The organism is Bdellovibrio sp. ZFWA1 (genome assembly GCF_056175665.1).
Window position 1 is genome coordinate 607,962 of sequence record NZ_JBJKJH010000002.1, and the last position, 25,645, is coordinate 633,606.

The following is a 25,645-nucleotide window of genomic DNA, read 5'->3' on the forward strand; positions in this document are numbered from 1 at the left end:
TTTGCCTTATTATATGTTGGCATATTGTAAGGAACCTAGCTATATGTTAGATTATTGTTAGGAGCCTTACAATGAAGCAGCTAACAATAATGCTAATTTCCTTGATCGCAATTCTTATCACCCAGGTTTTACTCGGATGTGGGCCGGTCAGAAACACAGCCTTTGGTGAACAAACCCATGCCGAGATACCTGCAAATATTATTTCTCCGATAATATCTAATGAAGCGACCTTTATACAGGCAAAACAAAATGAACCCGTCGCCGTTTCTTTGTTTACAGACTCTCATGCGAATTATTCAGATCTAAAAAAGGTGGCGCAAAGAATTCAGGGGGATCCTTCGAAGTTCGTTATCAACCTAGGTGACATGACAGACTTGGGCTTAGCTGTCGAGTACGATGCCTTTTTATATTCTATCAGTCCTTTAAAAAAGCCACTTTTTTCAGTGATTGGGAATCACGACAGTGTTGGAAGTGGTAAATCAATTTATCGTCGGATATTTGGTTCGTCGAATTATGCATTTGATTATTCGGGTGTACGGTGGATTTTCTTCAACAACAATCGTTTGGATTTTATAAAAGAAGGCATTGATTTGAATTGGCTTGAGTTGCAAGTTCAACAAAGCCCTTATCCTGTCCTGATATTTCAACACGTCAATCCATTTAATATCGAGTATTTTGACCAGGCATATCTTGAAAGATTTAAATCCATTCTAGATACCGGCAAAGTGAATGCGGTTTTCTTCGGGCACATCCATGTGAATACGACAACTTTTTATAAAAAGACCCTGTTGCAGTCTTTTGCTCGAGTGCAAGGAGAACAGTACCACCATTTGATCGTTGAACCTGAAAAAATCAAAGTTGAAAACTGTCAAGGAGGCCGTTGTGAATCCCAAAGTTATTATTTTGGTGCTGATCAGTCTGTGGTTCTTCAGTAGCGATGTCTTTGCACAAAGTCATTACGCGGACTCTGGTCGCTGGCAAATGCAGCTGGGGAGTGGTTCCTATGGGGGTGAGAAACAAGTTGGAGTGGGGTATCTATCTTCTAATGGGCGTCATCAATCCGAGCTGGGATACGGCTGGACGTTAGGAGTCTCCGAGAAAAATGTAGAACAGATAAATTTTAAATACGTATATTCGCCATTCATACTTAGTAGTCGTATATTGGACAAAAGATTTACAACCAACATTGTAGGGATTGGGGTGCAGGTGTCCCGATGGCTTGATGAGCGAGGTTATGTTTCTTCGCCTTCTCAGTATCCCGAACGCTATTATTATGCACAGACTCGCTATCGCTCGGTATTCATGCTAGAGAGTCATTTTCACTTTAAGAGTATTCAAGTTTATATTCATAGTGGGCTTTTAGATCAGTGGGCGATTGCAGCTTTTAATAATGAAGAACTTCAAAAAGAAAAATATATCTGGGCATCGGGCTTTGGGCTGCGTTGGTTTATTTAAAACAACTTCCATTCGCCTTTTTGTGTGAAGGGAAGGGTAAAGATGCCGACATCGGCTTTTCCGATGACCTCGTATTTAATGAGGCGACCTTGAGAAAGAATTTCGATTCCATCTTTTATTTGGTTCATCGAAAACCGAAGGGGAATGCTTACTATTGTTTTGGCGTTGGGCTTAAGTACGTATTCTTTTGTAATACGGTCCTTGAACAGACTTTTTTCATTAAGAGCTAATTGATAGTCGATATTTTTAATGCGAAGTTCTTTAGAATTTGGGTTGTCAACTTCACAGGTGATTTCAATTTCGCCTCCAGAGAGTTGAATCTGAGAAAGCTGCACAGACTTAATTTCCAGCCGAGGCTCTTTCAGGGCCGAAAATGAAGCACAAGAACTGAGACTCATCATTAAAGCAAGTAGGCAAACTCGAAGCATTTAGGTATTCCGTAGTGATCTAAGGTTTTGCAATTTAAATGGCAACCAGGCTCCAAGATAGGCCCCAAAAAACCAAATTAATGAAAGCTCGAAGCTCAGGGCGTGGCCGATCATGCTTAACGTCCCCATTGAAAGGAGTCCTAAAGCTGTGACCGAGATGAACCGAGACTTCTTTAACACGATCCAAGCATCAGTTGGGAAGACGAGCTTGGCAAAAATAAAAGAGCTCCCTAAGTAAAAAAAGCCGCATAGGAAAAAACACGCCTCGTGTCCAAGGGGCATGAAAAAGTGATCTAGTGCCGGTCCTTCGAAAAACAAGCGAATCCCAAACTGAGGACAAGCCGCCAAAGAGACAACAGAGGCCAGTAGATGAACGAGTCCAAGCAAGGTGAAAACTTCAAATAAAGAAGGAAGCTCTGCCGAGATTTTGTCTTGAACTTTAATAATTAAATGGCGGGGCGAGTGGCTTGCAGAGCCTTTTTCTGAAGACGCTAGAAATTCGTTAAAATCATTTTTATTTTCAGACATTTCTATGACTCCTTTCCGAAAAAATTCCTCAGGGCCTTCATACCCCGAGAGGCAATTTGCCGAATATTGCTTTCGCTTTCCTGCAGTCTTTCGGCGATTTCTGGATAGTCCATCTCTTCCATCCACTTCATCTGAAGCACCAGTTGTTCTTTGGACTTTAAATGGCCCATAGCTGTCTGGATTTCTTGGTGGACGGCCAGGGTCTCATCAATATTAGGTGTCAAGTTTACGGTTTGTGACAAATCATCGACATCTTTTCCGATTTGATGGCGTTTTTCTTTAAACCACAGGTCGCGCATTTCGCTTTTGGTGATAACGTAAATCCAGGCAAGGCCCTTAAATTCCGGTTTATACAGGTGTTTTTTTCGCCAAAGTTGCAAAAAGACGATTTGAACAACATCCTCACTCAGGTCCCGCGAAAAGCCTCTTTTTTGTGCAAAAGAAAGCACCTTGCCTCCATGTCTCAAAAAGAGCTCATCCAAGGCCGGGCGGTCGCCATCTATAAGAGCGAGAAGGAGATCTTCATCTGAAAAGTCGGACCAAGATTTTTGCATCGAATTGAAGTTATAGATTTTTAGAGCTTTGGGGTAGTTTTTCCTTATTTATACGAATGTAATAAATGGCGCTGCGTTATTGCTGACCTTTATTGACTAATTGCATGGTTTTTTTTAACCCTAAGTCTTCGTAAATTAACGATATTAACAACAATGGAGTACACGAATGTTTAGCGAATCATTGCTAATCTCTCCGGTGATCGCCGGTGTAGTTGGACTTGTTGTGGCTGTGGCATTGTACCTTCGCGTGAAGGCACAACCTGCGGGCAACGAGACCATGAATCGTATCGCTCAGTACGTTCGCGAAGGATCAATGGCCTTCCTCGTACGTGAGTATAAAGTATTGTTCGTCTACGCAATCATCGTCGGAGCCGCTTTGGCTTACGCTTTGGGTGCTGTAGCGGCGGGAAGCTTTGTTCTTGGAGCTTTCTTATCTTTGCTAGCTGGATTCTTCGGAATGAAAGCTGCGACATATGCAAACGTCCGCACGACTCAGGCGGCATCGACAGGTTCTAAAGCAGCAGCATTGTTGACTGCATTGGACGGTGGTGCGGTGATGGGTCTGTCTGTGGCAGGTCTTGCATTGATCGGTATGGGTGCTCTTTACCTTGCGTTCAAAGACACTGGAATTGTTGGAACAGTTCTTCACTCGTTTGCAGTGGGTGCATCTTCGATCGCTCTTTTTGCGCGTATCGGTGGTGGTATCTATACAAAAGCAGCTGACGTTGGTGCTGACATCGCTGGTAAAGTGATTGAAGGTATTCCTGAAGACGATCCACGCAACCCTGGTGTTGTTGCCGATAACGTTGGTGATAACGTGGGTGACGTTGCTGGTATGGGTGCAGACATCTATGAATCTATGGTGGCTGCGATTGTTTCTGCGATGGCGATTGCTTTGACAATTCCTGCGGAACAAATCCTTTCATTGGTTTCTTCTGGTGATGCGGCTCAAGCTCGTACGGCTGCGGTTGTAGCTCCATTGTTGCTTTCAACTTTGGGTCTTGTGATTTCTATCGTCGTGATCTTCGGAGCTCGTGCGATGAAAAATGGTCAACCTGCTTCTGTACTTAGAAATGCATTGATCATCCCTCCAGTTCTTTTGACTGTTGCTTCTTATATCTTGATGCCAATGTTTGGTATGTCTCAAGGTGTGACTGTGGCTTTGGCTGCGGGTGCTTTCGGTGGTGCTTTGATCGGTTTGATCACTGAGTACTACACAGCGGCAAAACCAATCCGTTTGGTGGCTGAGTCTTCATTGACAGGTGCTGGAACAAACGTGATCCGTGGTTTGGCTGTCGGTATGGAATCTGTAGCCATCCCAACTTTGGTTGTTGTGATCGCAGCTTTCGTTGCTGACAGAGCATTGGGTCTTTACGGTATTGCTTTGGCAGCTGTAGGTATGTTGGCTGGTACTGCAGTTGTTATGACTGTAGATGCTTACGGTCCTATCGCTGACAACGCTGGTGGTATCTCTGAAATGTCAGGTCTTGGACCCGATGTTCGTGCGATCACTGATGAACTAGATGCTGTTGGTAATACAACTGCAGCTATTGGTAAAGGTTTCGCGATCGGTTCTGCAATCCTCACTGTTGTGGCGCTTTTCTCTGCGTTCAACATGGAAGTAAACCACGTTCGTGAAAAAGCAGGTCTTGCTAAAATGTCATTGGATCTTGCATCTTCTGGCGTATTGATTGGTATCTTATTGGGTGCGATTCTTCCATTCCTTGTTGGTTCAACAACAATGACTTCTGTGGGCCGTGCCGCTCAAGAAATCGTGAAAGAGATCGCTCGTCAGTTCAAAGAGATTCCAGGTCTTCTTCAAGGTAAAGCTGATCCAGAACCAGCAAAAATCGTTGATATCGCAACGAAGGCAGCTCTTCGTGAGATGATCTTGCCAGGTGTGATTGCGGTTCTTGCTCCTGTGGTTGTTGGATTCGTGATGGGTCCTCAAGCATTGGCAGGTCTTCTTGCTGGTTCATTAGCAGTTGGTGCAACAATGTCATTGTTCATGGCTAACGCTGGTGGCGCTTGGGATAACGCTAAGAAATACATCGAAAAAGGAAATCTTCCAGGTCACAAAAAAGGTTCAGACGCTCACAAAGCGGCTGTTGTCGGTGACACTGTTGGTGACCCATTCAAAGACACTTCTGGTCCAGGTGTAGCCATCTTGATCAAAGTAATGTCCGTTGTTGCCTTGTTGATCGCTCAACTTATCGCAACTATCGGCGGTTAACGCGCGTGCCGCGCGAAAAGCGCATGGCCCCACGGGCCATCGCTAGACAGTAGCCGTCAGGCGAAAAGCACGCAAGTGCAAATAAAAAAGGAACCCTCTCGGGTTCCTTTTTTATTTGTGAATCAGATCATTTTCAAAAATCAAAAATTGAGGCCGTTCTTGTTGTCCCTGCTTTTGGAGACTTAAACTTTTTTGAATCATAAAGCGAGCCACTTGGTGATCGTGGATCGGCTTAATTTTTTGAAGCCCGCCAATAAGTAGCGGGGAAATAAATGGACTGAGTAAAGTTGCAAATTTTTCTCCAGTGCGAAACTCTTTGCGATCTCCCAGTAAAAGACTGGGGCGAATTATTCCTGCAATGGGAAATTTCAAATCTTGAATGTCAGATTCGGTTTCGCCTTTAACATGATTATAAAAAATCGATGAGTTGACGTTGGCGCCCATTGCGGAAATAAGCCAGAAACTAGGAAATTCTAATTTTTTGAAAAGATTGGCATAGGCCATGACAAGATCGTGGTCGATTTCATAAAATTTAGAGCGACTGCCGGCTACTTTTAAAGTCGTTCCTAGTGCGCAAAAAATGACGGTCTTGTTACGTTCAAAGGATTGAAGTTTTTCAATTAAATCGATCCGGTGTTTTAATAAAATATTTTTTTCGCCATCCATTAAAGGATCTTGAAGAACTAAGTTGCTGTGTTTTGTTGACGACGACAGAGGTTGTCGAGTGATCGTCAAGATGTGCGAGCACTCTGGTAGGGCTTCAAGCTGTTTCAGAATTTGTCGTCCAACAAGACCTGTGGCTCCCAGAATGATCGCTTTCATGGATTCTCCTTGAACACTTGATTTGGATCTATGATTATTGTTGTGTGAACATATCCGATAGACAAGGTCATTTTCATTCTGCTCTTTTAAAAATTGGTGAGGCTTCCAAACAAGGTCCTGTCAGTTTTAAACAGATCTTTGCTTTACTAGATCAAGATGGTCACAGCCTTCTTTTGATCTTTCTGTGTTTACCATATCTTCAACCTCTACCTTTGCCTGGTTTGTCGCTACCGTTAAGCGTTATCAAAATGGTGGTTGCGTGGCAATTGTATAAACGCCGTCCTCCGGTATTACCTAAAAAATTTGAAGAGCTTAAGTTGACCACTCAGCAAGTAGAAAAAATTATTGAAGTAGCCTACAAGATTCAGAATTTTTTAAGTCGTTTTCTACGCAAAAGGGCTCAGCACTTATTTCAGTCCCAGACGATTCGGAATTTGAATGTTGTGGTTTTTATTGGCTGTGCCTTTTTATTGGCGTTGCCGATGCCAATACCTTTGTCTAATACTATTCCAGCAATACCGATTTTAATTATGGCCTTTGCCTATTTAGAAGAAGACGGTTGGGCGATGGTAGTGTCTTGGATTTGCTCTGTTTTAGCCCTTTCATTTTTTGTGGGTCTTTTCTTTTTTGCTCAGGAAATCTTCATTCGCACTTGGGGTTCTTAAAAAAAATTGAGTTCTAAAAACTTCAACTAGTTTTAGTCTGGGTCTAGGCTAACCGGCCCTGCACAAATCAATTGAATAAAGGCATGCTATTTAACAGAGATTTCTAAGGAGGATCTATGAAAAAAATATTTCTACTAGGAGCTATGTTAGTTGCGACATCACTTGCAGTGACATCCCATGCAAAAGAAGATGGACCTTGTAAAACCGATCGCGAAACATTGTGTAAGGATGTTGAGCACGGGGATGGACGCATGATGAAGTGCTTTAAAGATAATGAAGACAAATTATCTGCTGGATGCAAAGCACATATGGCCGAAAAGAAAGAAAAGATGAAAGAGATGATGAAAGAAATTTCTGAATCTTGCAAAGGCGACGTTGAAACGCACTGTGCTCATATTGAGAAGGGTAAAGGGCGTATTATGAAGTGCATGAAAGAAAATAAAGAAAAGCTTTCAGACGCCTGCAAAGCTGAAATCAAGGAGCAGCGTGGAAAAAGAAAATAGTCTCCGACTTTCTTTGTTGGACGCCTTTCTTTATTCGTTAATGATTGGGGTCGGCGAAACTTATTTGCCGGCCTACTCTTTATCAGTGGGGATGGGAGAGACTTTTGCTGGCCTGCTTGCGACTTTGCCGTTGGTTAGTGGTGCTGTATTGCAATTATTTACGCCGCATGGATTACAAAAATTAAAGACGCATAAAAATTGGGTGGTGGCTTCAGCGACGATGCAAGCGTTGACATTTGTTCCGCTTGTTTACTTTACTCTGACATCAGCGCCGAATTTTTGGATGTTATTTCTAGTTCTGACTTTGTATTGGGCCTCGGGCTTTGCGGCGGGACCGGCTTGGAATTATTGGATGGGGCGTTTGGTTCAGGTCGAGCAGGGAAGTGTTTACCTGGCCAAGCGGGCACAGATTTCACAATTTGGAATTTTATTTGGACTGATGCTTGGGGGAGTGGCTCTTCATAATAAAGTGGGATTTGGTCCCTTTACGTCGGTTTTTTCTATCTTGTTTGTCTTGGCCTTTATCAGCCGATTGGCCTCATCCTTGTTGTTGTCTAAACAGCACTATCAAAAAGAGTGGAGTGAGTCGGCGCCCAAAATTGGAATTCGGCAGTCATGGAAAATTTTTTGGCGAAATCCTATTAAGCGAAAGTTCTTTTTATTATTAATTCCTTTTCAAGCTTCTGTATTTATCACGGCGCCGTTTGTGCCACCATATATGTTGGCTAAAGCCAAAATGGACTATGGAACATTTATGGTTGCGGTGGCGGCGCTATTTATTGGAAAAGTTTTAAGTCTGGAAGTTGTGAACCGACTAAAAGGAAAAATCTCGGGGCAGCGTTTATTTTTAGTTGGGGCGATGACAATTGCTCCGCTTCCGATGGCTTGGGCTTTTTCTATTGATCACTATTATATTTTCTTTTTGCAGTTTATTAGTGGGATGGCCTGGGCCTGCGTTGAAGTTGGGCTTTCGATGATCTTCTTTAATGAATTGGCGGAAGATGAAAAGGTTCCGGTCGTGACATTCTACAATTTTATAAATTCAATGGCGATCATTATTGGCACCTTTGTTGGGGGACGGATTCTGTGGAGTCTTGGCGAAAGTATGAAGGCCTATTATGTCTTATTTTTTCTGGGGGGCTTTTTCCGCTTACTATTTGCAGGTCCATTGGCTTCAATGGAGGCTTTAAAGAAAAAGAAGGTCACTTTTTAACCCGGCACCCGGGTCGGTGCATCCAATAGATAGACGTCCTATTGAAGGGACGAGCCAGGAGGCCAGGATGCGCTTCGTGATTCAAACAGTTTTAGCAGTCATTTTAACTAGTTCAATAGGTCATCAGGCCTTCGCAGGTCACGCAGACGGCGAACAAGTTCAAGCTTCAAATACGGACTCCGAAAAAGACGCTTTTGCTGCATTGGTCACGGAAGGCTACGCTGCAGAGAAAAGACTGCACAGGAAGCTATTGCGCGCCCTAGGGTCGCAAAACTTACCGAAGCAAGCTTCCATAGAGACAACCCCCAGTGAGTCCGTCGAATTTGAAGTTCGACTAGTTCCGAACAGGTAAGAAATTATTTAAACTCTTCACAGAAAGACCTGTGCAGGTCTTTGTCTTGATAAGGGTCTTCGGAAGAACCTAACTCTTCGGGGCTATAGCCCGAGTATAACGATAAAATTGATACCTGATGCTCGTCACAGATAAAGCTTATGCGCCAGGTGCGGTAGGCAAGCTCCCAAAGGCCTGCGTTGAGTTCTTTGACTCTTTTGCGACGGGAGTCGGTGGGTTCGTGCTCTAGTTGATGTTGGATAAAGGGGCGAACTTGAACCAGGCCATTTTTCTCTAGGAACTCGAGCATTTCTTCTGCAGCGGGAGAGTAACGAAGTCCGTATTTTTTTGACTGAATCCATCCTTCGTTGGCCTCGGTGATAGCATCGCAATAGGCGAGGTATGGTTTTATGTCAAAAATCGGAGTTCCGTCTAATAAGTCCGAGGGGCCCACGTGAATTTTAAGTCCATCAATGCGAACCAATTTGACCGCACTCATACCGATGGAATTCGGCCGATAAGGGGAGCGTGTCGCAAACACACCAACTTTTTGGCTGCTGCCTCGTGGTGGAAGCACCATGGGTTTCCAGCTGTCATTGTGATGGAACTGAAACAATATCCAAATATGTGAAAAATCGCTAAGACCAGTTAAGGCCTGCTCGAAATTATGTCCCTTGTCTAACTCAATATATCCTGGAAAAGAATTTTCATCGGGTTGGCGTCCAGCATCGTATGTGTGAGTTTGTAAAGAGTGAAAGTAGCCAATGGGTGTTAGTTCTAATTTATCGCTCATACTGTCTTTTCCATTCACTCAGCGCGATGGCTGCGCTCACACCTACGTTAAGACTATTTTTCACTCCGACTAAGGGAATCTTTCGAACTTCATCGCAGATCTGCAAAATTTCTGGTCCTAAGCCAAAACGCTCGTTACCCAAAACAAATGCGCAAGGGTTTTTAGAGAACTCTGTATAAAGCTCTGTTGCTTCTGTTGTTGTTTCAAGAGCGATAATTCTGTAGCCTCGCACTTTTAGATCTTGCAAGGTCTGCATTGCATTTGGACTGCTTTGCCAGGGAATATAAGATTCAACCCCCATGGCAGCTTTTGATGTTTTGCTGTTTTCCGGAGAAGGCGTGTAGCCACATAAGTAGACGTTTTCGGCTCCCAAACATTCTGCGGATCTTAAGATCGATCCCACGTTAAACGAAGATCTAATATTATCAAGGACAAGAGTTACAGGGTAGGTTTTGCGCTGAGTTTGTATTTTATCTTCACTTTGAATTAAAAAATCTTGATCAATCAGATTTTTATTCAGCAAACGCTCGATAGGTAAAAGAAAGGGTGTGAACTGGCTCAGTGATAATTCTGGCTTTAAATGTCTGTGAATTTCAGAGATCTTCTTAAGTTCAAATAGTTCGGAAGCTTCAAACTGCAAAAATTCCTTTTTTAAATTATCAATCTTTGCAGTAGTTAAAAAGGGTGTCTCTGTCCCCGAATGGCCCCAGTCCTTCTCGAGCTGTCGTAGGTGTGTCCACAACAGCTCAAGTTTTTTTAAATCATCCGGGGCTAATTTTTGAGACATTATTTAACTCGCTGACCGACTTGTGCGCCAGCATCTGGCGAAAGCACAAAAAGATCGCTGCCGCCATTGCCAGCAGCTAAGACCATGCCTTCACTCATTCCAAATTTCATTTTGCGAGGCTTTAAATTCACGCAAACTAAAACTTGGCGGCCTAAAAGTTTTTCCGGTGAATATGCGGCCTTGATGCCTGCGATAATCTGTTTGATCTCGCCATTACCGATATCGACTTTAAGACGTAATAATTTATCTGCCTCTTTGATTTCTTCAGCTTCGATCACTTTACCTACTCGCAGATCAACCTTCATGAAATCGTCAAACTCAATTTCCGGTGTTTTTTCATTGCTGGCTGTTTCTGGCTTTGCTGTGTTGGTCGCTGCCGCCGGGGCTGCGGCTTTTTGGGCCGCCTTCTTTTGGGCTGCGATCTCTTCGTTTATCTTGCGACTTTCTTCTACCATGGCTTTGACGTTATCTGCTTCAATTCGCACCATCAGGTGTTGGTACTCGTCAATTTTGATATTTTCCAACACATGTTGCGCATCACTCCAGGTATAGGTGAAGCCTAATTTACGGTTGGTGTTTGAAAGCTTGCTAAACTCGGGGCCAAATAAACGGCCAACTTTGGCAGTGTATTCTGGCAAGATCGGCTCTAGGAAAATGGCGATAATGCGGAATAAATTCAGTGTCGTTGTCAGAACCTGTTTTGTTCCAACAGGATCTGTATCGACCGTTTTCCACGGTGCCTTTTCGTCAAAATATTTGTTCGCAGCATCCGCGATTTCGCGAATTTCATTCATGGCTTTACCGAAGTCGCGGGCTTCGTAGTGAGCCGCGATGGATTCGGCCTTCGCTTGTGCCCATTTTATTAGGTCCAAACCATTAGCGTCGGGCGAACTCATAACGCCATCTAATTTTTTATTCAGCATTTGAGCGCCACGCGAAGCAAGATTTGTGATCTTACCTACTAGATCGCTATTCACTCGCAATACAAAGTCCTCTAGATTCAAATCAATATCGTCAACCGAACTCGATAGCTTAGAGGCATAGTAGTAGCGTAAGTATTCTGGGTTGAGGTGATTTAAATATGTGCGTGCGGCAATAAACGTCCCTTTAGATTTGGACATTTTTTCACCATTCACCATTAAGTGACCGTGCACAAAAACTTGGTTCGGTGATCTAAAGTCAGCGCTTTTTAATAGAGCCGGCCAGAAAAGAGTGTGGAAATAGACGATATCTTTTCCGATAAAGTGATAGATCTCGGTATTTGGGTTCTTCCAGTAGTCTTCAAGCTTCAAGCCATTTTTTTTGCACCATTGGTAGGTTGATGAAATATAGCCCATTGGTGCATCAACCCAAACATAGAAAAACTTTTTACCCTCAGTGCCTGGAATTGCAAATCCAAAGTAAGGTTCATCCCGCGAAATATCCCAATCGCGAAGATCTTCGTTAAACCATTCCATCATTTTTTTAGAAATTTCAGGTGCTGTATGTTGAGGAAGCCACTCGGTTAGGTATTGTTTAAAGTCATTCAATTTAAAAAAGATATGCTCTGACGGCTTCATCACCGGATGCGATCCGCAAATAGCACAGGCCGTATCTTTAAGATCCGCTGGAGAATACGTCGCACTACACACATCACACGAGTCACCATACTGATCTTTTGCTCCACATTTAGGGCAGGTGCCCTTTACAAAGCGATCGGGTAAAAACATTTTGTCGTGTTCGCAGTAAAGCTGCTGAATTTCTTTAACTGCAATATGTCCTTTGGCTTTCATCGCGTGGTAAAACTGTTCACATAACTCTTTATTTTCTGCAGAGTTGGTTGATCCATAGTGTGAAAACTTCACTTGGAATCCAGCAAAGTCATTAGTGTGCTCGTCCCAGCTTTTCGCAATTAAGGATTCGGGAGTAATGCCCAGTTCGCGGGCTTTCACCATGATCGGAGTTCCGTGAGTATCGTCAGCACAAATGTAAGTGCAATCGTTGCCGCGCATGTTTTGAAAGCGAGACCAAAAATCCGCTTGAAGATATTCAACCAAGTGTCCAAGGTGAATGTAGCCATTCGCATAAGGAAGGGCGGCGGTGATAACTATCTTGCGACCAGATGCAGGTGAAGATGTGTTCAAAGATGTAGACAAAAGATACCTCCGATGAATTCTGCAAACAAAGGACCTGCTAATGAAAAAGGGCTCGTTTCAGAGCCCTTGATCTTATCTAAAATTGTGTTTTTTGGGTAACTTTTTATTCGCGCAATTAAGTCTTTATTGAGCCCACTCTACGTGGCCGTCACTGAGGTGATAGACTGCCTGCTCTATGCGCACTTCGCCTGTGGCAACCGCTTGGCGAATGATCTCGGAGCGCTCTAAAAGGTCCTTGGCAACGCCTTTAACGTTGGCCCACCCCTCTAAAAGAGCACCTTTTGATAAAGTCTGTCCTTCGAATTCTTTGATGCGCGGCTGAATGTCGGCCACCAATTTATTCAGTGCTTCAGAGCCCGCGTCTTTACCACCAAAAGTACCGTGGGCAGCCTTCACAGCGCCGCAGGATTCATGACCCATCACCACGATCAAGTTTGAACCTAAATGGCTGACAGCATATTCGATAGAGGCAATTGCCATGGCATCTAAACTTTCACCGGCGGTGCGAACGACGAAAATCTCTCCAAGTTTTTGGTCAAATAGAACTTCAGGTGGAACCCGAGAGTCCGAGCAAGACAAAACAATTGAATGAGGCTGCTGTCCGCTTGCAAGACGGCGAATATCGTTAGGCCCTTGCCCATCTTTGCGTAAAGTTTGACGTAAATAACGAGTATTTCCATTTTTCAACCAACCCAAGGCTTTTTCCGCAGGGATTGGGCCGGCATGGCGACCACTGTGGGCATGGGGATCAGTGTGAGCGTCAACATGGGTGGGTGTGTGATCGTGAGCCTCGTTAGTCGGAACTTCTACTTTTGTCATCGGTTTGATGTCGTTGGAAGTGGCTTCGGCTGGAGCGTTGGATTTTTTTCCTTGAGCATCGACCAATTGAACATCAACAGCACTTGCTGGTGCAGGAGTCTCTGTTTTCGATTCTGCCTTGGTTGAATCTGATGTTTCTGTTTTGCCTAAGGCCTGAGGCTCGACAGAAGTCTGTGTTAGGGGTTTTGAGTCAGTGGTGACTCCGCTCGTGTTGCTGGTTGTTTGAGTGTAGGTGCTGCGTTGAGGGCGTAGACCAGCACAAGCACCTAAAGAGATGGCCAAGAGGATGACTAAGCTTTTTGGATAGATTGATTTCATAGTGACTCCTGAATGTTAGAACAAAATTAGTTTGAAGTTCTGACTGGCCTTGGTCAATGCCTAACAAGTGTGGCAGACTTAAGACATGATAAAGATTTTAAGCTCTCAGGATATTCTTCAAAAGCTTGCAGAAAAGTCATACAAACAACAAAACACATATTTGTTAATGTATTCAAGTTGGTACGGAGGTTTTGTTCGCGAGCCTCACTTGATGTTAGTACCGGTTGATGATCATCAAGTCCATCGCGGGGATGCGATATTTGAAGCCATCAAAGTGATCGGCGGTAAAATATTTTTATTAGAACCTCATTTGCAAAGACTCGAGGCCTCGGCTCGGGCTCTAGGTCTGGATTTGACGGTTTTGGGGGGCTTGGCGGGGATTCGCGAGAAGATTCATCAGAGTTTGCGTCTAGCAAACTCGAGTGATGCGCTTGTGCGTTTGTTTGTTTCGCGAGGCCCTGGCGGGTTTACCACAAATCCTTATGATTCTGTTGCGCCCCAATTATACATTATCATCACAAAATGGGTTCCAGTCGCTGATGAAAAATATCAGCAGGGTGTGTTGGTTGGAAAAAGTCAGGTTCCACCTAAAGAGTCATGGATGGCGACGGTGAAATCCTGCAATTATCTTCCGAATGTGATGATGAAAAAAGAATCTGTAGACCGATCATTGGATTTTACAGTCTCTTTTGATAGCCAAGGGGCTTTAACAGAGTCTTCAACTGAGAATATGGTGGTCTTAACCAAAGATGGAATTTTGATGCGTCCCCAGCCGCAACAAATTTTAAAGGGCACAACGATGACCTTGGCCTTAGATTTGGCCAAATCACTTCAGCAGCAGGGGAAAATCAAAGGCATTTCCCAGGGGGATATTACCGAGCAAATGATTTTGGATGCGCAAGAATTGATGATGATTGGAACAACTTTGGATGTTTTGCCAGTGCAGCAGTACGAGGGGCGTAGATACGAAAAGACCACAGGGGGTGGTTTTAAAGAAAAATTCCCTGTGGCCTTCGAGCTTTGTCAGTTGCTTCGTCAAGAATTTCAGAACGGAGCATCTGTGGTTTAAATCAGAAGAGGAGCTGCCTCATCTGATTAAACTTCCAATTGGATTTTATCTAATAAATCGGGATCGCGCAGGACGATTTCTCCGCCGCGGGCTAAAGCTAATAAAGGATCTTTGGCAACGCGAACGGGAAGGCGCACTTCGTTTTGAATACGAATATCGAGGTCGCGAATCAAGGCGCCTCCGCCAGCAAGCACGATACCACTTTCAATAATATCGGAAACAAGCTCTGGTGGAGTGTGTTCAAGAGCGCGATGGATGGCATTGATGATCTCTTGGATGCAGTTATTCATTGCAAGGCCAATATCTTCCGAACTGATCTCGATTGTTTTTGTTAAGCCTGTATCGTAATCGCGACCGGTGACATCTTTGAAGCGAATATCTTTTTTAGGAACCGCAGTGCCTAGTTCGTGTTTTAGTTGCTCGGCGACCAAGTCTGGGACTACCAATTTTTTAACACGCTTTAGGTAGCTGATAATGTCATCATCAATTTTATGACCACCAACACGCACAGCCTCGCAGTAAACGATGTCTGCTAAGGCGATCACGGCAACTTCAGATGTGCCTCCGCCGATGTCGATCACCATGCTGCCGGCGGCCGCTTTTACAGGAAGGCCCGAGCCAATGGCCGCGGCCATGGGTTCATCGATCAAAAAGACCGATTTTGCTCCGGCAGATTTGCAAGATTTGATAACGGCTTTCTTTTCAACTTCAGTGACTCCGTAGGGAAGTGAAACAACCACGCGTGGTTTGCGGAAGGCGGACTTGACGCCGGGTTTAGATAGAAACTGGCGAAGCATCACTTCGGTGGTTTCAAAGTCGGCAATAACTCCATCGCGGATGGGTTTTTGCGGAAAGATATTTCCTGGATTTTTGGAAAGGCGGTCGATGGCCTCGAAGCCCACTGCGACCACGCGCTTTTTACCGGGACCATTTTTTTGATAGGCAATCAAAGAAGGCTCATTCAAGATAATGCCCTTATCGCGCCCCGAGATCACCGTGTTTGCGGTGCCTAGATCCACGTAAAGGTCTGCTCCAGTTGAAACATCATCGGTATTAAATAACCAGCTAAACATCGATTAAACCCTATCTACCTTTGGCTTCAAATGGGTAAGTCAGAAATAAAGAAATATAGGAGTACGAGCGATTCATATCGAATCCAAGTTCGCCACCAAATTTAAGTTCTGGGATTTCCGAAGCGTTGACTTCGGATCCGATGACAAAATTGCTAGCTGTGTAGTTTTCGTGTTTTGCAATCACGTAGGTAATAGGGATTGCTAAGTAAGGTGTGAAAACGCCAAACATATCGGCTTCGATCTTTTTAGAAAGAAGTGGAGCTATTTGTGTATTGAGCATGTTTTCGCTGCCTTCTTTAGTGAAGCCAGCTCCCAGGCGAATGCCGATAGCAGGTTGATTGTCGACATCAGGAAAGGGCACATATTTTACAGAGCCGAAAGCGTTGAAGTCGATGGCTCCGACGCCAAGGCTTAATCGGGCGCTGGTGGACTCGTTGATTCCCGCATCAAAAAGAAGATTTAAATTCGTGCCGCCACCGTTATTTGTGAAGATTTGAGGCTCGATACCGACTTGGTAAAGTCCCTCTTCCACAAGTTCGCCAGATTCAGCCATGCTGAGGTAGGCCCAAGATTGAAGACTAAAAAAAGTAACCAATAATGAAATTAAAAGCGTTGAACGCATCGACAGATTCCTTCCGTGTTATTGATATGCTAGCGACAAGACTTAGGTTTGACAAGACACTCGTTTAACCAGAAAATCTAATTCTATGAAAAAGCTTCCCCTGAGTTTAGTTGTGATCACTTTGAACGAGGAAAAGAACATCGAGCGCTGCCTGCGATCGGTGCCCTTTGCTGATGATATTGTCGTTGTGGATTCCTTTTCGACGGACCGCACTGTCGAGCTGGCTCGGTCGTTAGGGGCTAATGTCGTCCAAGAAAAGTGGCGGGGGTTCGGTCCGCAAAAAGCTTTTGCAACAAGTTTAGCTAAAAACGACTGGGTCTTAAATTTAGATGCAGACGAGGCGCTTTCGCCAGAACTTCAATCAGAAATCTACGCGCGTTTTTCAGAATTGGACGCAGAAACGGGTTATCGATTTCCGCGTCTTAGTTATCATTTGGGGCGTTGGATTCGTTTTGGTGGATGGTATCCTGATTGCCAACTAAGACTTTATAATAAATCAAAATCCAATTGGAATTCCGAAGAGTTGCATGAAAAAGTAGAAGTAAAACATTTGGCAAAATTCAAGAAGCCGATTTTGCATTGGGTGTTTACGGGAATCAGTCATCAGGTGGTGACGAATGATCGGTATTCAAGTATCGGGGCCGAGCAATTACATAAAAAAGGTCAGCGCTTTTTATTAATAAAGTTATTGGTAAAGCCTCACTTTAAGTTTTTAGAGACCTATGTTTTTAAGTTGGGATTCTTAGATGGTTTGCCGGGCTTTATCATCAGTGTGGGGGCGGCGTATTCCATGTTTTTGAAAATGGCCAAGCTATGGGAGATGCAAAAGCTGCAGGGTAAAGCAGGGGATGCCTTGAAAGGAAAGCAGGGATAGTCATGGTAAAAAGAGTTTTTTTATTTTCATGCGCTTTGTTTTTTGTAATTTCATCTTTTGCGGTTGAAACAAAAACCTCAAGTAAGGCTTTACGTTATCCTTTTATTAAAGAGGTTTCGGGCGATGTGATGTTGACCTTGGTGAATGGGGAAAAAAGGCGTGCAATAGCGAAAGAGCCTCTTATTGAAAAGGCAACTTTGCAGACGGCAAAGGATGCTGATGTCACCGTTCAGTTGGACGAGGATCGCCAGTTCAGGGTGATGCCGGGTTCGGAGTTGTTAATTCCTTCGATCAGTTACGAGTCTCAGCAGGCACCCTTATTGATTTTAAAATTTGGTTCGATTCGTTGGTGGACTCCTTATCCTTATCGAGCGGCCTACAATGTGGCGATCAGTTCGGACTTATTTCAGTTTATTTTGCCTGCTGGGGAATACTCTTTAGCCATGGATCCTAATATGGGTGTGGCGACGGTGAAGGTCTTTGAAGGTAAGTTAGAGTTTTCGGCTTTGAATGCCGAGCAGTCCGTGGTGGTGAATAAGGGGCAAAAAAGCGGCTTTCAGGGAGTTCTGGAGGAGGGGGCGATTGCCTACGATGTTTTGTTAAAGGGAAAAAAGATTCCGCGTGGAAAACTGTTGCCGTTAGAGAGTATTGACCCCAACGAGGTTCGCGAATTCGAGCGCATTCAAAAAGAAAAGGAAGCGGCCGTAAAAAAGGCGGCGGCCAAAGTTGCTGCCGAAAAGGCCCGTTTGTTGGCCGAGGGCTATATCTGTAAAAGTCCGATGGGAAAGTTCAATCAGTGCGCATGGCTTTCGGGGGCAAAATCCGCTGCTAAAAAAGGAGCGGTTGCCGGGGCTCCCTGCGTACGAGTCCGCTGCAACGCCAACGGGGAGTGGGCCGAAAAAACCGAGGTCCCTGCTGAAAAAGCACGCATTTTATGTAAGTCCCCCTCGGCCGTAGGCCCCTGTGATTACTAAGAATTTGCAATTTCCGGGGGATTTTTAAAAAATCCCCCTTGCTTTTTCCGGGGAGTGGTCTTACAACAATGTCTCCTTGAACGTTACAGTTCCTAGTGGTGGCCGTAGCTCAGTTGGTAGAGCATCGGATTGTGATTCCGAGTGTCGCGGGTTCAAGCCCCGTCGGTCACCCCATTTTTCCCTTCTCAAAAAATGGCTCTTCTCATTTAACTGTTTATCACTCAGCGCGGCTCTTCTCATTTAACTGTTTATCACTCAGCGCGGCTCTTCTCATTTAACTGTTTATCACTCAGCGCAATTCAATAAAAACAAGCATTTAAGGTTTTCAGTCGATAGTTTACAAAGTTTTTAAACCCTCTGGCCCGCTTCTGGAGGGCCTTTGCGTTCCCGTTAGTAGCCTCCGTAAATCCATTTGTCCAACGATTTTCAAAGTATCCAATTAAAGGTTCCAGCCACTTTCTGAGGGTTCTTCCGAGAGTATTGGCAGCTGACTGGCTTGAGTTTTTTAAGTCATTAATAAAGCACTCAAGATTTCTTCTCCCTTGGCGTCGGTTCCGACAATTATAAAACTGCCGCAGGCGTTCTTTGTACCAATACAACTCCTCAAGATCGGGGTGCTTGTGGAGGAACTTATCGAGATCTCTTTTTTCTGTATAATTTAAGTCTTCGCGATTTCTCAGGATTAGGCGACGTTGTTTTAGCTCCAACTTATTGCCGTTAATTTGTTTTCTCAACTTCATCATTGCAGGATTTAGAAGCCGGAGAGCATGAAATTTATCGGCTACAATTTTAGCGTTTGGGAAGAGTCTTCGCACAATGCTTAAATATCCGTTCGACAAATCTATCACTACCACTTTGACATTGTCTCGGCCTGGATAGTGTTCAACAGCTTCGAAAATTGATTTCGCATCTTTACCTTTGCACATCTCAAACAACCGACGCTTCTTTAGATCACAGAACACCGTTGCAAACTCTGCATAACCATTTCTACGAGTGAAAAAGTGTTCGTCGATGCCCAATATTTCCGGCCACTTCATTCCGTCGCGATCTTTGAGTTTCGCAGCCAGAGCCTCATAATGGACCTTATAGATAAATCCACTGGAGCAAGAGTGATGCGTTCGCACTAATTCTAGATTCACGTAGTTTTTGCAGTCTTTGGCTACGGCATTGCGAAAATGTCCCGTACTTCTTCGGCGTGGCCAAATACCTTTTACTGCCTCTGTAAAGGGCTTGCGGCAGTTCTTGCAATAGTACCGATGCTTTTCAATACGCAGCCATAATGGCCTTTCTCTAATTGGCGCATCGCGGACGACGCTGAATGCTTTTCCAGCTAAAGTATTCGATGGTGTAGCGCATTTGGGACAAACTTCGCAGGAAGCTCTTATTTTTTTAACCTCCCAAAGATATCCGTTGCGAAAACCTCTTGAAGACAAAAATTTTAGTTCCTCAGATAGCATTTGATCGGCTAAGTTGAAGTCCGTGGGCATGGTCTAGGCTCCTGAAAAAGATGTGTTGTGGTAAACAAATCTTATGAAGAATCCTGTTCCATGCCTATTCTTTTTGACTCAATGCTTTATACAGTGAAGTGTGAAGACCCAAAAATCATAAATAGCTGAAAATTCAAAACAAGTGGTTTCAATAACTTACGGGTCTCTTCGCGCGTGTACCGTTACAGCGAATTACGGGGAATTACCCTGTTTGGCTATATCTGGCTATACGTTGGCTATACGATTTTTTTGATACAAACCACTCATCCCTAAGCACATCCCAAGACCAAGTTGCCCGCGTTACAAGGCCCGCCCTGTAAGTCAGCGAGGTGACTTGGTTTAGCTTGCCTTGCTCGCTCCTTATTCCTGCTGACCACCCGCTCTCTACGAGATCAGGTGGTCAGCAGCGGAGCTCACAAGGCAGGCAAAACCAATAGCCAAAGATTGGCTACCAACAGGGCGGGCAGATTTAAACTTTTTAGGGAGGAATGAGTGCAATTAGCATTGAGTGGGATATTCCCAGAGATTACAGAAAAACGAACCTCGGCAAAGAATATTGTATTAACCGAGAGGGATTTTGAAATTTTAGAATTCATCATGGATATGAAATTCGCAGGCGTGGAAGAGGTGTTCGAGAGGTTTTTCAAGATAACCTTGTCCAATGAATCGGCAAAGAGTTCGGAGTGGGCGAGGAAGCGACTTTGCCAACTTGAAAAGGCAAACTTTTTGAAGTCGATGCGATCCTTTTCTGAAAGCACGAGATACTACGTTACCACCTTCAAAGCATACTATGCGTTGTCGCAATTTAACCCAGAGAAATTTGTGAGTAAACCCAGTGGGGGATTTGATCAGCGGACCTTCTTGCATGACCGTGGCGTTTTGCGGGCGCGCTTGCATCTCGAGTCTTTGGGAAAAGTAAACTCTTGGATTTCAGATCGTAAACTAAAGTCTTCGACAGAATTAGCTGGTGGTCTGGCCGTTCAATATATTCCCGACGCCATTTATGTAACTCCGGCTGGTGTACGAGTTGCCTTTGAACTTGAAATTGCTGTGAAGGCGAAAAGTCGTTATCAAGACAAAATCAAAAAATATGTTCAACTTATGCGTTCAATCAATATGCAACATAAGGTTTTTGATCGGGTTCAGTTTGTTTGCGCGAAAGATACTGTCGTAAAGTTTTTGCTTAAAGAGACCCGGATCTATGGGGAGCTTTTTGAAGTCGTGACCGTTGAAGATTTCTTCTTTAGAAATGATGAGGTTCAGCATGAAGAAGCTTAATGCCGTTCAAGATTTGGTTTCCGGTGGCGGTGGCAATCTTAAACCTTCTTCTGCTGATCGCGTTGTCCTTGGCAAGGTCAGTGGTTCCTTGTGGCGCAAGGAGGAACTGACAGAAGGTCAGCTTAATCACCACGTTCATATTGTTGGGGCATCAGGATATGGGAAGACAGTTTTGCTTTCTCATATAATCAAGCAACGAATTCAGCAGGGGAATGGTTTGCTCTTTATTGATCTGAAAGGTGACATAGAGACGATCATGAAGTTTTCAAAGTTTGTTGCCGACAACGACCGAATTGAGGATCTGCAGATATTCTCACTGTCGGACCAGAAGTTATCTATTCCTTATAATTTGATTGAAGACGGAACGCCGACGCAGTTGCGCGACAAAATCATGTTGGCATTAAATTGGTCGGAAGAGTTTTATAAAAATCAGTCTGCCAGTTTCCTTTTAAAAATGCTGATTGGTCTTTGTTATCTCCGCGACAAGCAGTCATTCAGATTTCACTTGGGAACTGTGCTTGAAGCTTCAAGCAACCCTGAATTTGTCGAAGGTCTGTCGCTGAAGGTGCCGGAAAGTGAGCGAAGGGTGAAATCCGCGTTGGAAGAGTGTTATAACTTTCTGAACTCCCAGGATAACTATAAATCACTTCAGGGGTTACGAACTCAGATCGAGTCGCTAGTTCTTTCAGATTTCGGAGATATGATCACTTCGGAAGATCCAGGTATTAATTTGTACGATACTGTATCCAATGGAAAGATCGCTTTTGTGTTTTTGGATTCCCGCAGGTATGGAGAGACGGCGAAGTCGGTTGGTCGATTTATCCTGCAAGATTTAAAAATGGTTTCGGCAAAGGTTGATGCCGAAGTTCCGAAAGAGCAACGTCGTCCGTTCACGGTGATAATTGATGAGTTCGCAGACTTAGCCCAGGAAGACTTCATTGGTTTCCTGGATCGTGCGAGAAGTTCGAAAATGTCGGTTATTGTTGCGCACCAAGAGATATGTGATTTGATGCGAATCAGCCCTGAGTTTGCAGGCCGCCTGATGGGGAATACATCAACCTTGTATGCCTTTCTTCAGAAGCGTCCGGAGAGTGCGGAGATGATCTCTGCGATGGCAGGAACCCGCAAAGCTTGGAAGGAGACGGTGCAGTCTTCAAAGATGCTTTGGCTGGATGTTCCGACGGGGAATAAGTCGCTTAGGGAAGTGGAGGAGTTTGTGATTCACCCCAATACAATTAAATCCCTAAAAGTTGGGAAGTGTATATCAGTGAAAAAGTATCCAGAATCTAGAGCGTACCTAGTGGCGGTGAATCATGAAAATTAATATTTTCAACCGTTTATATGGTGGTTTTTCAGTAATTAGGTGAAGTCGTTGAATACTTAACCGTGTACTTTTTGTGTCGGCAATAAATTTGCTTTGAATTTCGCCCATGGTGGCGGCTCTCAATAGTTTAAAAATCAAATCCTATCGGCGCCACAGGCCGGAGCAAAATCTATTGTGTCGGACCATCGAAACCTATTGGCCGATTTTCGTAAACGAACAAAGAAAAGTCGGCAAAACCTTACCTCATTTTATAAGTGATGAGTTCGATGACTTTCTGGAGTGTGGAATTCCAGAAAACGGATTCGTTAGAACTTATTGTTATGCATGCCGGTACTCCGGCATTGTTCCTTTTTCTTGTAAGCGCAGGGGTTTTTGCCCCAGTTGCTGTGCGCGGCGGATGAATGATGAGGCGGCTCATCTAGTTGATGCCGTGATCCCGGAAGTTCCCACCAGGCAGTGGGTTTTGTCTTTTCCATTTAAAATGCGATTACTGATAGCTCGAAATCAAAGTCTGATGAATAAGGCCTTGAAAATTTATATTAATGAAATTCAATCGTTTCAAAGGAAAAGCGCCAAAGCTGCAGGTTTTAAAGAGCCCCGGAGTGGGGCTGTGACTTTTATTCAAAGATTTGGTTCAGCGCTAAATTTAAACATTCACTTTCACACAGTGATCCCTGACGGAGTGTTTTATAAAACGTCAGACGGATATCGGTTCCATCGGTTGGCAGAGCCGAGTTTTGTGGAACTTTGTTCCGTCGCCATAAAAATCCGCAAGAAGGTTTTAAACGCCATCGAGAAAATGGGGCTGGTAGAAGATTTTCAAACTTTTTTTGACGAGGAATCGTTGGGCGAGATGCAGTCGATTTCCATCACACAAAAAGCTGCGTTCGGTGATCGAGCAGGGACGGGGCTCAAAAGATTTGGAGTTAAAAAAATAGAAGTGGATCCCGAAGGTCAGGATCCTTATTCCGCGAAGATCGACGGATTTAGCTTAAATGCCAGTGTGAGTGTTCCAGCGCAAGATCGCAAAAGGCTTGAACAGCTGATTCGATATATGGCTCGTGGGCCTATTGCAACAGAAAGGCTGTCGGAAGGATTTCCTAATCAGCTGGTTTACAAAATGAAATCCCCTTGGCGTGATGGCACAACACACGTTAGTTTTTCGCATTTAGATTTTATTGCAAGATTGGTGGCGTTGATTCCCCCGCCACGCATGAATATGGTGAGGTATCATGGTTGTTTTGCTCCGAACTTTAAAGATCGGGATTTGATCGTCAAACGACCATCGCAGAAAAAGGGAACAAACGAATCTTATCTTGTGAATAATTTTGCGAAGGTTGAAAAAGTAAAAAAAGAGCGTCTTCGTTGGGCAGAGATGTTGAAGCGTACTTTCAAAATTGACGTGACAGTCTGCCCAAGGTGTTCCGGCAGGTTAGAGCAGATTGCTGTTATTAAGGATAAAGCCGCTGCAAAAAAGATCTTAGAAAGTCTTGGGGAATTAAGTTCGTTTCGACCGTTAGAGGTCATAGAATCTCGTGGTCCGCCTTGTTCTGATGACTTTTTCATCGATGAAATAGATCAACGCGATCCAACTTGGTGAATTAATCTGACCAGGAGTGGGGTGCTATTGCCTAATTACCGAAAGCGACGAAAAACCCTGTTTATTTTACCAGTTACCAGCTCTCGGTTAGCCCCTATCGGGGCGAGGAGTGCAACATAAGGACTCATTATCGGGGAGTTTGAGCGTAGTTCCCTTGGGAGCATAGACATTGGGTTTCAGGAAACCCTCTTTTATATGTCTTAGACTTTGATCCATGGATCTAACGATAACAAACTTTGAAGTTTTTCAGAGCAATTCACCAGCTGAGTCGAATTTATTTTCAGGAGCGCGGGGGGAGTTTCTAGAGACTGACCGGCAACCGCTGGAGTCTGAGTCCATGCGCTCTTTCCAATCTCTAATGTCTTATCAAATAAAAAAACACCTGCTTTAAAAATCATAACAAGGACAAAGGCCCCAAAGGCCACAGTCAATACCGTGAAGAGTCCCGCAAAGATCAGAAGCTTTTTTTTAGTCTTTGCCTCTAAACTTTTCCACTTAGTAAGAGCTATTAAAAGGATCTGTTGCTTCATAGGCCTGTTCTCCAAAAAGTAGGGGGCTATAAGAAGAAAATTACCTGAAGATAGATTATAGATAAAATAGATAATTGCGATGACAATTATTGTTTAAACAGATTCATTCTGCTGGAGTCCAGTGGAGTTTATTTCTTGAGTAGCCGTTCGACGACGATCCGTATAGTAAGCGCGCCAAAACAATTGATTACCATCGATATGCCTGACACCTATAGGAGCGTGGTTTGCAGAATTTCAGCCGAATACATTTGCGTGGCAGGTTTGGCGTGCCAGGAACCACGTTTAATTGACTAATATTGATTTTGGATTTAAGAGTCGACCGTTAAGAAACTTGGAGAAAAAATGAAAATAATTGTTTTAGCTATCGCACTTTTAACGTCTGTAAGTTCATTTGCTGAAAATATTCACTTACAAGTTAAATGTAATATTGCAACTCCGTTTTCGGCTGAGTGCACAGTTCAGAATCACATTCCAAAACAAGTAAATTGCTTGGTGGTCGGACGCGGAATTGCTAAATATGGCCAATTCGTAGATTTATCTGGTGAAGGATCGGTCGCGCCTTATGGTTCGACTATTATTGATATTACTGCAGGAGATAATTTCGATATCGACTTGATTGATGTCTTTGATGTCCAAGCCAAGTGTGATTTTTAAGAAAATCCCCTCCAGAGTGAGGGGATTTTTTTATAGGATTCGAGCTTCGAGTTGAATTACGAATCTATTCAGCGATTAATCGCAGTCATCCTGCCAAGCGGCTCCTTGGGCTAATAGGTATTCGTTGGTTTGGATGTCGTGGAAAGCTAAGTAACTTGGGTCGTGGGCGTGGTTGGTGATGACCCCGTCAGAATCAATGGTGTAGGTGCTCATGAAGCCCATTGAAAGGTTCGGGAAGTCGTAGTTGGTCGCACTCATGATCTCTTCTTTCAGAGCTGATAATTGATCGTCGTTAAGTTCTAATGCCGCAAAGGCCACCTCATCAAGGTTTGCTAAATAGGCATTGTAGATGTATTTGCCGGCAATTTCTTGAGCCGTGGCTTTTTTAAGCGAAAATTCAGCACCGGATTGACCACAATAGGTGTATCCGACTTCGCCATTTTTTACTAAATCCGGAGAATACTTTCCGAATATAGCGACAACACGATTCAGATTTTTTGATTTGAATGTCAGGTTGGGATTTGCAAAGGCCTGAGTACAAATAAACATCGAAAGGGCGATCATTAAGCTCTTCAT

Annotated in this window: 27 protein-coding genes and 1 tRNA gene; 15 read left to right on the forward strand and 13 right to left on the reverse strand. The window is 44.0% G+C overall.

Translation table 11 applies throughout. From position 1 onward, the window contains the following. The first annotated feature begins 71 nt into the window (after nt 1–71). The gene (locus tag AC04MN_RS12370; RefSeq protein ID WP_475383511.1) at nt 72–935 is read left to right on the forward strand and encodes a metallophosphoesterase family protein; all 864 of its coding nucleotides are present in this window, start codon (nt 72–74) and stop codon (nt 933–935) included. Further along, a complete protein-coding gene (locus tag AC04MN_RS12375; RefSeq protein WP_475383512.1) occupies nt 883–1,455 on the forward strand; it encodes a hypothetical protein in 573 nt (190 codons plus the stop codon). The genes AC04MN_RS12370 and AC04MN_RS12375 overlap by 53 nt, the downstream gene beginning before the upstream one ends. Here AC04MN_RS12375 and AC04MN_RS12380 read toward each other — a convergent pair. From AC04MN_RS12380 to AC04MN_RS12390, 3 genes are read right to left on the reverse strand one after another with little or no spacing between them, the layout of a single operon-like run. Next, entirely contained in the window at nt 1,452–1,883 is a 432-nt protein-coding gene (locus AC04MN_RS12380) for an LEA/WHy family protein (RefSeq protein WP_475383513.1), read from the reverse strand. The genes AC04MN_RS12375 and AC04MN_RS12380 overlap by 4 nt on opposite strands. Beyond that, nucleotides 1,884–2,411, reverse strand: a complete 528-nt coding sequence (locus tag AC04MN_RS12385) for a hypothetical protein (protein WP_475383514.1) — start codon at nt 2,409–2,411, stop codon at nt 1,884–1,886. A 2-nt stretch (nt 2,412–2,413) separates the two neighbouring features. Next, nucleotides 2,414–2,965 (reverse strand): RNA polymerase sigma factor, encoded by a 552-nt coding sequence (locus AC04MN_RS12390; protein WP_475383515.1) that lies wholly within the window; start codon nt 2,963–2,965, stop codon nt 2,414–2,416. Nucleotides 2,966–3,131: 166 nt separating this feature from the next. On the opposite strand from AC04MN_RS12390, the gene AC04MN_RS12395 reads away from it, so the two are divergent. Continuing rightward, entirely contained in the window at nt 3,132–5,198 is a 2,067-nt protein-coding gene (locus AC04MN_RS12395; RefSeq protein ID WP_475383516.1) for a sodium-translocating pyrophosphatase, read from the forward strand. 111 nt (nt 5,199–5,309) lie between these two features. Here AC04MN_RS12395 and AC04MN_RS12400 read toward each other — a convergent pair whose 3' ends face one another. Then, complete coding sequence (locus AC04MN_RS12400) at nt 5,310–6,020, reverse strand: Rossmann-fold NAD(P)-binding domain-containing protein (RefSeq protein WP_475383517.1); 711 nt, start codon at nt 6,018–6,020, stop codon at nt 5,310–5,312. 44 nt (nt 6,021–6,064) lie between these two features. Here AC04MN_RS12400 and AC04MN_RS12405 point away from each other — a divergent pair, with 44 nt between their 5' ends. The 4 genes from AC04MN_RS12405 (at nt 6,065) to AC04MN_RS12420 (ending at nt 8,753) form a co-directional block, all read left to right on the forward strand. After that, nucleotides 6,065–6,685 carry an exopolysaccharide biosynthesis protein gene (locus AC04MN_RS12405; protein ID WP_475383518.1) on the forward strand — a complete coding sequence of 207 codons (621 nt, stop codon included), beginning with the start codon at nt 6,065–6,067 and terminating at the stop codon, nt 6,683–6,685. A 116-nt stretch (nt 6,686–6,801) separates the two neighbouring features. Beyond that, complete coding sequence (locus AC04MN_RS12410; RefSeq protein ID WP_475383519.1) at nt 6,802–7,188, forward strand: cysteine rich repeat-containing protein; 387 nt, start codon at nt 6,802–6,804, stop codon at nt 7,186–7,188. Continuing rightward, nucleotides 7,172–8,401 carry an MFS transporter gene (locus AC04MN_RS12415; protein ID WP_475383520.1) on the forward strand — a complete coding sequence of 410 codons (1,230 nt, stop codon included), beginning with the start codon at nt 7,172–7,174 and terminating at the stop codon, nt 8,399–8,401. Before AC04MN_RS12410 ends, AC04MN_RS12415 begins: the two co-directional genes overlap by 17 nt. A 67-nt stretch (nt 8,402–8,468) precedes the next feature. Beyond that, a complete protein-coding gene (locus tag AC04MN_RS12420) occupies nt 8,469–8,753 on the forward strand; it encodes a hypothetical protein (protein ID WP_475383521.1) in 285 nt (94 codons plus the stop codon). Between the two features lie 4 nt (nt 8,754–8,757). Here AC04MN_RS12420 and tsaA read toward each other — a convergent pair whose 3' ends face one another. The 4 genes from tsaA to AC04MN_RS12440 all read right to left on the reverse strand — a co-directional run bounded on the left by tsaA (nt 8,758) and on the right by AC04MN_RS12440 (nt 13,584). Beyond that, on the reverse strand, nt 8,758–9,525 hold the full coding sequence (gene tsaA / locus AC04MN_RS12425) for a tRNA (N6-threonylcarbamoyladenosine(37)-N6)-methyltransferase TrmO (RefSeq protein ID WP_475383522.1): 768 nt from the start codon (nt 9,523–9,525) through the stop codon (nt 8,758–8,760). After that, a complete protein-coding gene (locus AC04MN_RS12430) occupies nt 9,515–10,312 on the reverse strand; it encodes an RNA methyltransferase (protein WP_475383523.1) in 798 nt (265 codons plus the stop codon). Before AC04MN_RS12430 ends, tsaA begins: the two co-directional genes overlap by 11 nt. Continuing rightward, the gene (gene metG / locus AC04MN_RS12435; RefSeq protein ID WP_475383524.1) at nt 10,312–12,447 is read right to left on the reverse strand and encodes a methionine--tRNA ligase; all 2,136 of its coding nucleotides are present in this window, start codon (nt 12,445–12,447) and stop codon (nt 10,312–10,314) included. The genes AC04MN_RS12430 and metG overlap by 1 nt, the downstream gene beginning before the upstream one ends. Before the next feature lie 123 nt (nt 12,448–12,570). Then, nucleotides 12,571–13,584, reverse strand: a complete 1,014-nt coding sequence (locus tag AC04MN_RS12440; RefSeq protein ID WP_475383525.1) for a carbonic anhydrase — start codon at nt 13,582–13,584, stop codon at nt 12,571–12,573. 85 nt (nt 13,585–13,669) lie between these two features. Between AC04MN_RS12440 and AC04MN_RS12445 the strand changes: the two genes are divergently transcribed. Continuing rightward, on the forward strand, nt 13,670–14,653 hold the full coding sequence (locus tag AC04MN_RS12445) for an aminotransferase class IV (RefSeq protein ID WP_475383526.1): 984 nt from the start codon (nt 13,670–13,672) through the stop codon (nt 14,651–14,653). 26 nt (nt 14,654–14,679) lie between these two features. Here the strand turns inward: AC04MN_RS12445 and mreB are convergent, their stop codons facing one another. After that, nucleotides 14,680–15,726, reverse strand: coding sequence for a rod shape-determining protein MreB (gene mreB, locus AC04MN_RS12450; protein ID WP_475383527.1), 1,047 nt, complete (start codon nt 15,724–15,726; stop codon nt 14,680–14,682). A gap of 10 nt (nt 15,727–15,736) precedes the next feature. Continuing rightward, entirely contained in the window at nt 15,737–16,348 is a 612-nt protein-coding gene (locus tag AC04MN_RS12455) for a hypothetical protein (RefSeq protein WP_475383528.1), read from the reverse strand. An 85-nt stretch (nt 16,349–16,433) separates the two neighbouring features. On the opposite strand from AC04MN_RS12455, the gene AC04MN_RS12460 reads away from it, so the two are divergent. The 3 genes from AC04MN_RS12460 to AC04MN_RS12470 all read left to right on the forward strand — a co-directional run bounded on the left by AC04MN_RS12460 (nt 16,434) and on the right by AC04MN_RS12470 (nt 18,370). Beyond that, nucleotides 16,434–17,222 carry a glycosyltransferase family 2 protein gene (locus AC04MN_RS12460; RefSeq protein ID WP_475383529.1) on the forward strand — a complete coding sequence of 263 codons (789 nt, stop codon included), beginning with the start codon at nt 16,434–16,436 and terminating at the stop codon, nt 17,220–17,222. 2 nt (nt 17,223–17,224) lie between these two features. Continuing rightward, complete coding sequence (locus AC04MN_RS12465; protein ID WP_475383530.1) at nt 17,225–18,196, forward strand: FecR family protein; 972 nt, start codon at nt 17,225–17,227, stop codon at nt 18,194–18,196. Nucleotides 18,197–18,294: 98 nt separating this feature from the next. After that, nucleotides 18,295–18,370: transfer RNA gene (locus AC04MN_RS12470), tRNA-His, on the forward strand. Between the two features lie 125 nt (nt 18,371–18,495). Here the strand turns inward: AC04MN_RS12470 and AC04MN_RS12475 are convergent. After that, a complete protein-coding gene (locus AC04MN_RS12475) occupies nt 18,496–19,683 on the reverse strand; it encodes an ISL3 family transposase (protein ID WP_475381257.1) in 1,188 nt (395 codons plus the stop codon). A 492-nt stretch (nt 19,684–20,175) separates the two neighbouring features. Here AC04MN_RS12475 and AC04MN_RS12480 point away from each other — a divergent pair, with 492 nt between their 5' ends. From AC04MN_RS12480 to AC04MN_RS12490, 3 genes are all read left to right on the forward strand, one after another. Next, on the forward strand, nt 20,176–20,961 hold the full coding sequence (locus AC04MN_RS12480; protein WP_475383531.1) for a hypothetical protein: 786 nt from the start codon (nt 20,176–20,178) through the stop codon (nt 20,959–20,961). Continuing rightward, nucleotides 20,948–22,285: a type IV secretory system conjugative DNA transfer family protein gene (locus AC04MN_RS12485; RefSeq protein WP_475383532.1), complete on the forward strand. Its 1,338-nt coding sequence runs from the start codon at nt 20,948–20,950 to the stop codon at nt 22,283–22,285. Before AC04MN_RS12480 ends, AC04MN_RS12485 begins: the two co-directional genes overlap by 14 nt. Before the next feature lie 106 nt (nt 22,286–22,391). Continuing rightward, the gene (locus AC04MN_RS12490; RefSeq protein ID WP_475383533.1) at nt 22,392–23,885 is read left to right on the forward strand and encodes a transposase; all 1,494 of its coding nucleotides are present in this window, start codon (nt 22,392–22,394) and stop codon (nt 23,883–23,885) included. Nucleotides 23,886–24,085: 200 nt separating this feature from the next. Here the strand turns inward: AC04MN_RS12490 and AC04MN_RS12495 are convergent, their stop codons facing one another. After that, nucleotides 24,086–24,415 carry a hypothetical protein gene (locus AC04MN_RS12495; protein ID WP_475383534.1) on the reverse strand — a complete coding sequence of 110 codons (330 nt, stop codon included), beginning with the start codon at nt 24,413–24,415 and terminating at the stop codon, nt 24,086–24,088. A 342-nt stretch (nt 24,416–24,757) separates the two neighbouring features. Here AC04MN_RS12495 and AC04MN_RS12500 point away from each other — a divergent pair, with 342 nt between their 5' ends. Continuing rightward, nucleotides 24,758–25,069 carry a hypothetical protein gene (locus AC04MN_RS12500; RefSeq protein WP_475383535.1) on the forward strand — a complete coding sequence of 104 codons (312 nt, stop codon included), beginning with the start codon at nt 24,758–24,760 and terminating at the stop codon, nt 25,067–25,069. A gap of 75 nt (nt 25,070–25,144) precedes the next feature. On the opposite strand, the gene AC04MN_RS12505 is transcribed toward AC04MN_RS12500, so the two are convergent. Beyond that, nucleotides 25,145–25,645 carry a hypothetical protein gene (locus tag AC04MN_RS12505; RefSeq protein WP_475383536.1) on the reverse strand — a complete coding sequence of 167 codons (501 nt, stop codon included), beginning with the start codon at nt 25,643–25,645 and terminating at the stop codon, nt 25,145–25,147.

Excerpts from the sequence above, each read along its gene's own strand:
- AC04MN_RS12370 (WP_475383511.1), top strand. The coding sequence starts at position 72 with ATGAAGCAGCTAACAATAATGCTAATTTCCTTGATCGCAATTCTTATC.
- AC04MN_RS12380 (WP_475383513.1), bottom strand. The coding sequence starts at position 1,883 with ATGCTTCGAGTTTGCCTACTTGCTTTAATGATGAGTCTCAGTTCTTGT.
- AC04MN_RS12385 (WP_475383514.1), bottom strand. The coding sequence starts at position 2,411 with ATGTCTGAAAATAAAAATGATTTTAACGAATTTCTAGCGTCTTCAGAA.
- AC04MN_RS12390 (WP_475383515.1), bottom strand. The coding sequence starts at position 2,965 with ATGCAAAAATCTTGGTCCGACTTTTCAGATGAAGATCTCCTTCTCGCT.
- AC04MN_RS12395 (WP_475383516.1), top strand. The coding sequence starts at position 3,132 with ATGTTTAGCGAATCATTGCTAATCTCTCCGGTGATCGCCGGTGTAGTT.
- AC04MN_RS12400 (WP_475383517.1), bottom strand. The coding sequence starts at position 6,020 with ATGAAAGCGATCATTCTGGGAGCCACAGGTCTTGTTGGACGACAAATT.
- AC04MN_RS12410 (WP_475383519.1), top strand. The coding sequence starts at position 6,802 with ATGAAAAAAATATTTCTACTAGGAGCTATGTTAGTTGCGACATCACTT.
- AC04MN_RS12420 (WP_475383521.1), top strand. The coding sequence starts at position 8,469 with ATGCGCTTCGTGATTCAAACAGTTTTAGCAGTCATTTTAACTAGTTCA.
- tsaA (WP_475383522.1), bottom strand. The coding sequence starts at position 9,525 with ATGAGCGATAAATTAGAACTAACACCCATTGGCTACTTTCACTCTTTA.
- AC04MN_RS12430 (WP_475383523.1), bottom strand. The coding sequence starts at position 10,312 with ATGTCTCAAAAATTAGCCCCGGATGATTTAAAAAAACTTGAGCTGTTG.
- AC04MN_RS12440 (WP_475383525.1), bottom strand. The coding sequence starts at position 13,584 with ATGAAATCAATCTATCCAAAAAGCTTAGTCATCCTCTTGGCCATCTCT.
- AC04MN_RS12445 (WP_475383526.1), top strand. The coding sequence starts at position 13,670 with ATGATAAAGATTTTAAGCTCTCAGGATATTCTTCAAAAGCTTGCAGAA.
- mreB (WP_475383527.1), bottom strand. The coding sequence starts at position 15,726 with ATGTTTAGCTGGTTATTTAATACCGATGATGTTTCAACTGGAGCAGAC.
- AC04MN_RS12455 (WP_475383528.1), bottom strand. The coding sequence starts at position 16,348 with ATGCGTTCAACGCTTTTAATTTCATTATTGGTTACTTTTTTTAGTCTT.
- AC04MN_RS12460 (WP_475383529.1), top strand. The coding sequence starts at position 16,434 with ATGAAAAAGCTTCCCCTGAGTTTAGTTGTGATCACTTTGAACGAGGAA.
- AC04MN_RS12465 (WP_475383530.1), top strand. The coding sequence starts at position 17,225 with ATGGTAAAAAGAGTTTTTTTATTTTCATGCGCTTTGTTTTTTGTAATT.
- AC04MN_RS12475 (WP_475381257.1), bottom strand. The coding sequence starts at position 19,683 with ATGCCCACGGACTTCAACTTAGCCGATCAAATGCTATCTGAGGAACTA.
- AC04MN_RS12485 (WP_475383532.1), top strand. The coding sequence starts at position 20,948 with ATGAAGAAGCTTAATGCCGTTCAAGATTTGGTTTCCGGTGGCGGTGGC.
- AC04MN_RS12490 (WP_475383533.1), top strand. The coding sequence starts at position 22,392 with ATGGTGGCGGCTCTCAATAGTTTAAAAATCAAATCCTATCGGCGCCAC.
- AC04MN_RS12495 (WP_475383534.1), bottom strand. The coding sequence starts at position 24,415 with ATGAAGCAACAGATCCTTTTAATAGCTCTTACTAAGTGGAAAAGTTTA.
- AC04MN_RS12500 (WP_475383535.1), top strand. The coding sequence starts at position 24,758 with ATGAAAATAATTGTTTTAGCTATCGCACTTTTAACGTCTGTAAGTTCA.
- AC04MN_RS12505 (WP_475383536.1), bottom strand. The coding sequence starts at position 25,645 with ATGAAGAGCTTAATGATCGCCCTTTCGATGTTTATTTGTACTCAGGCC.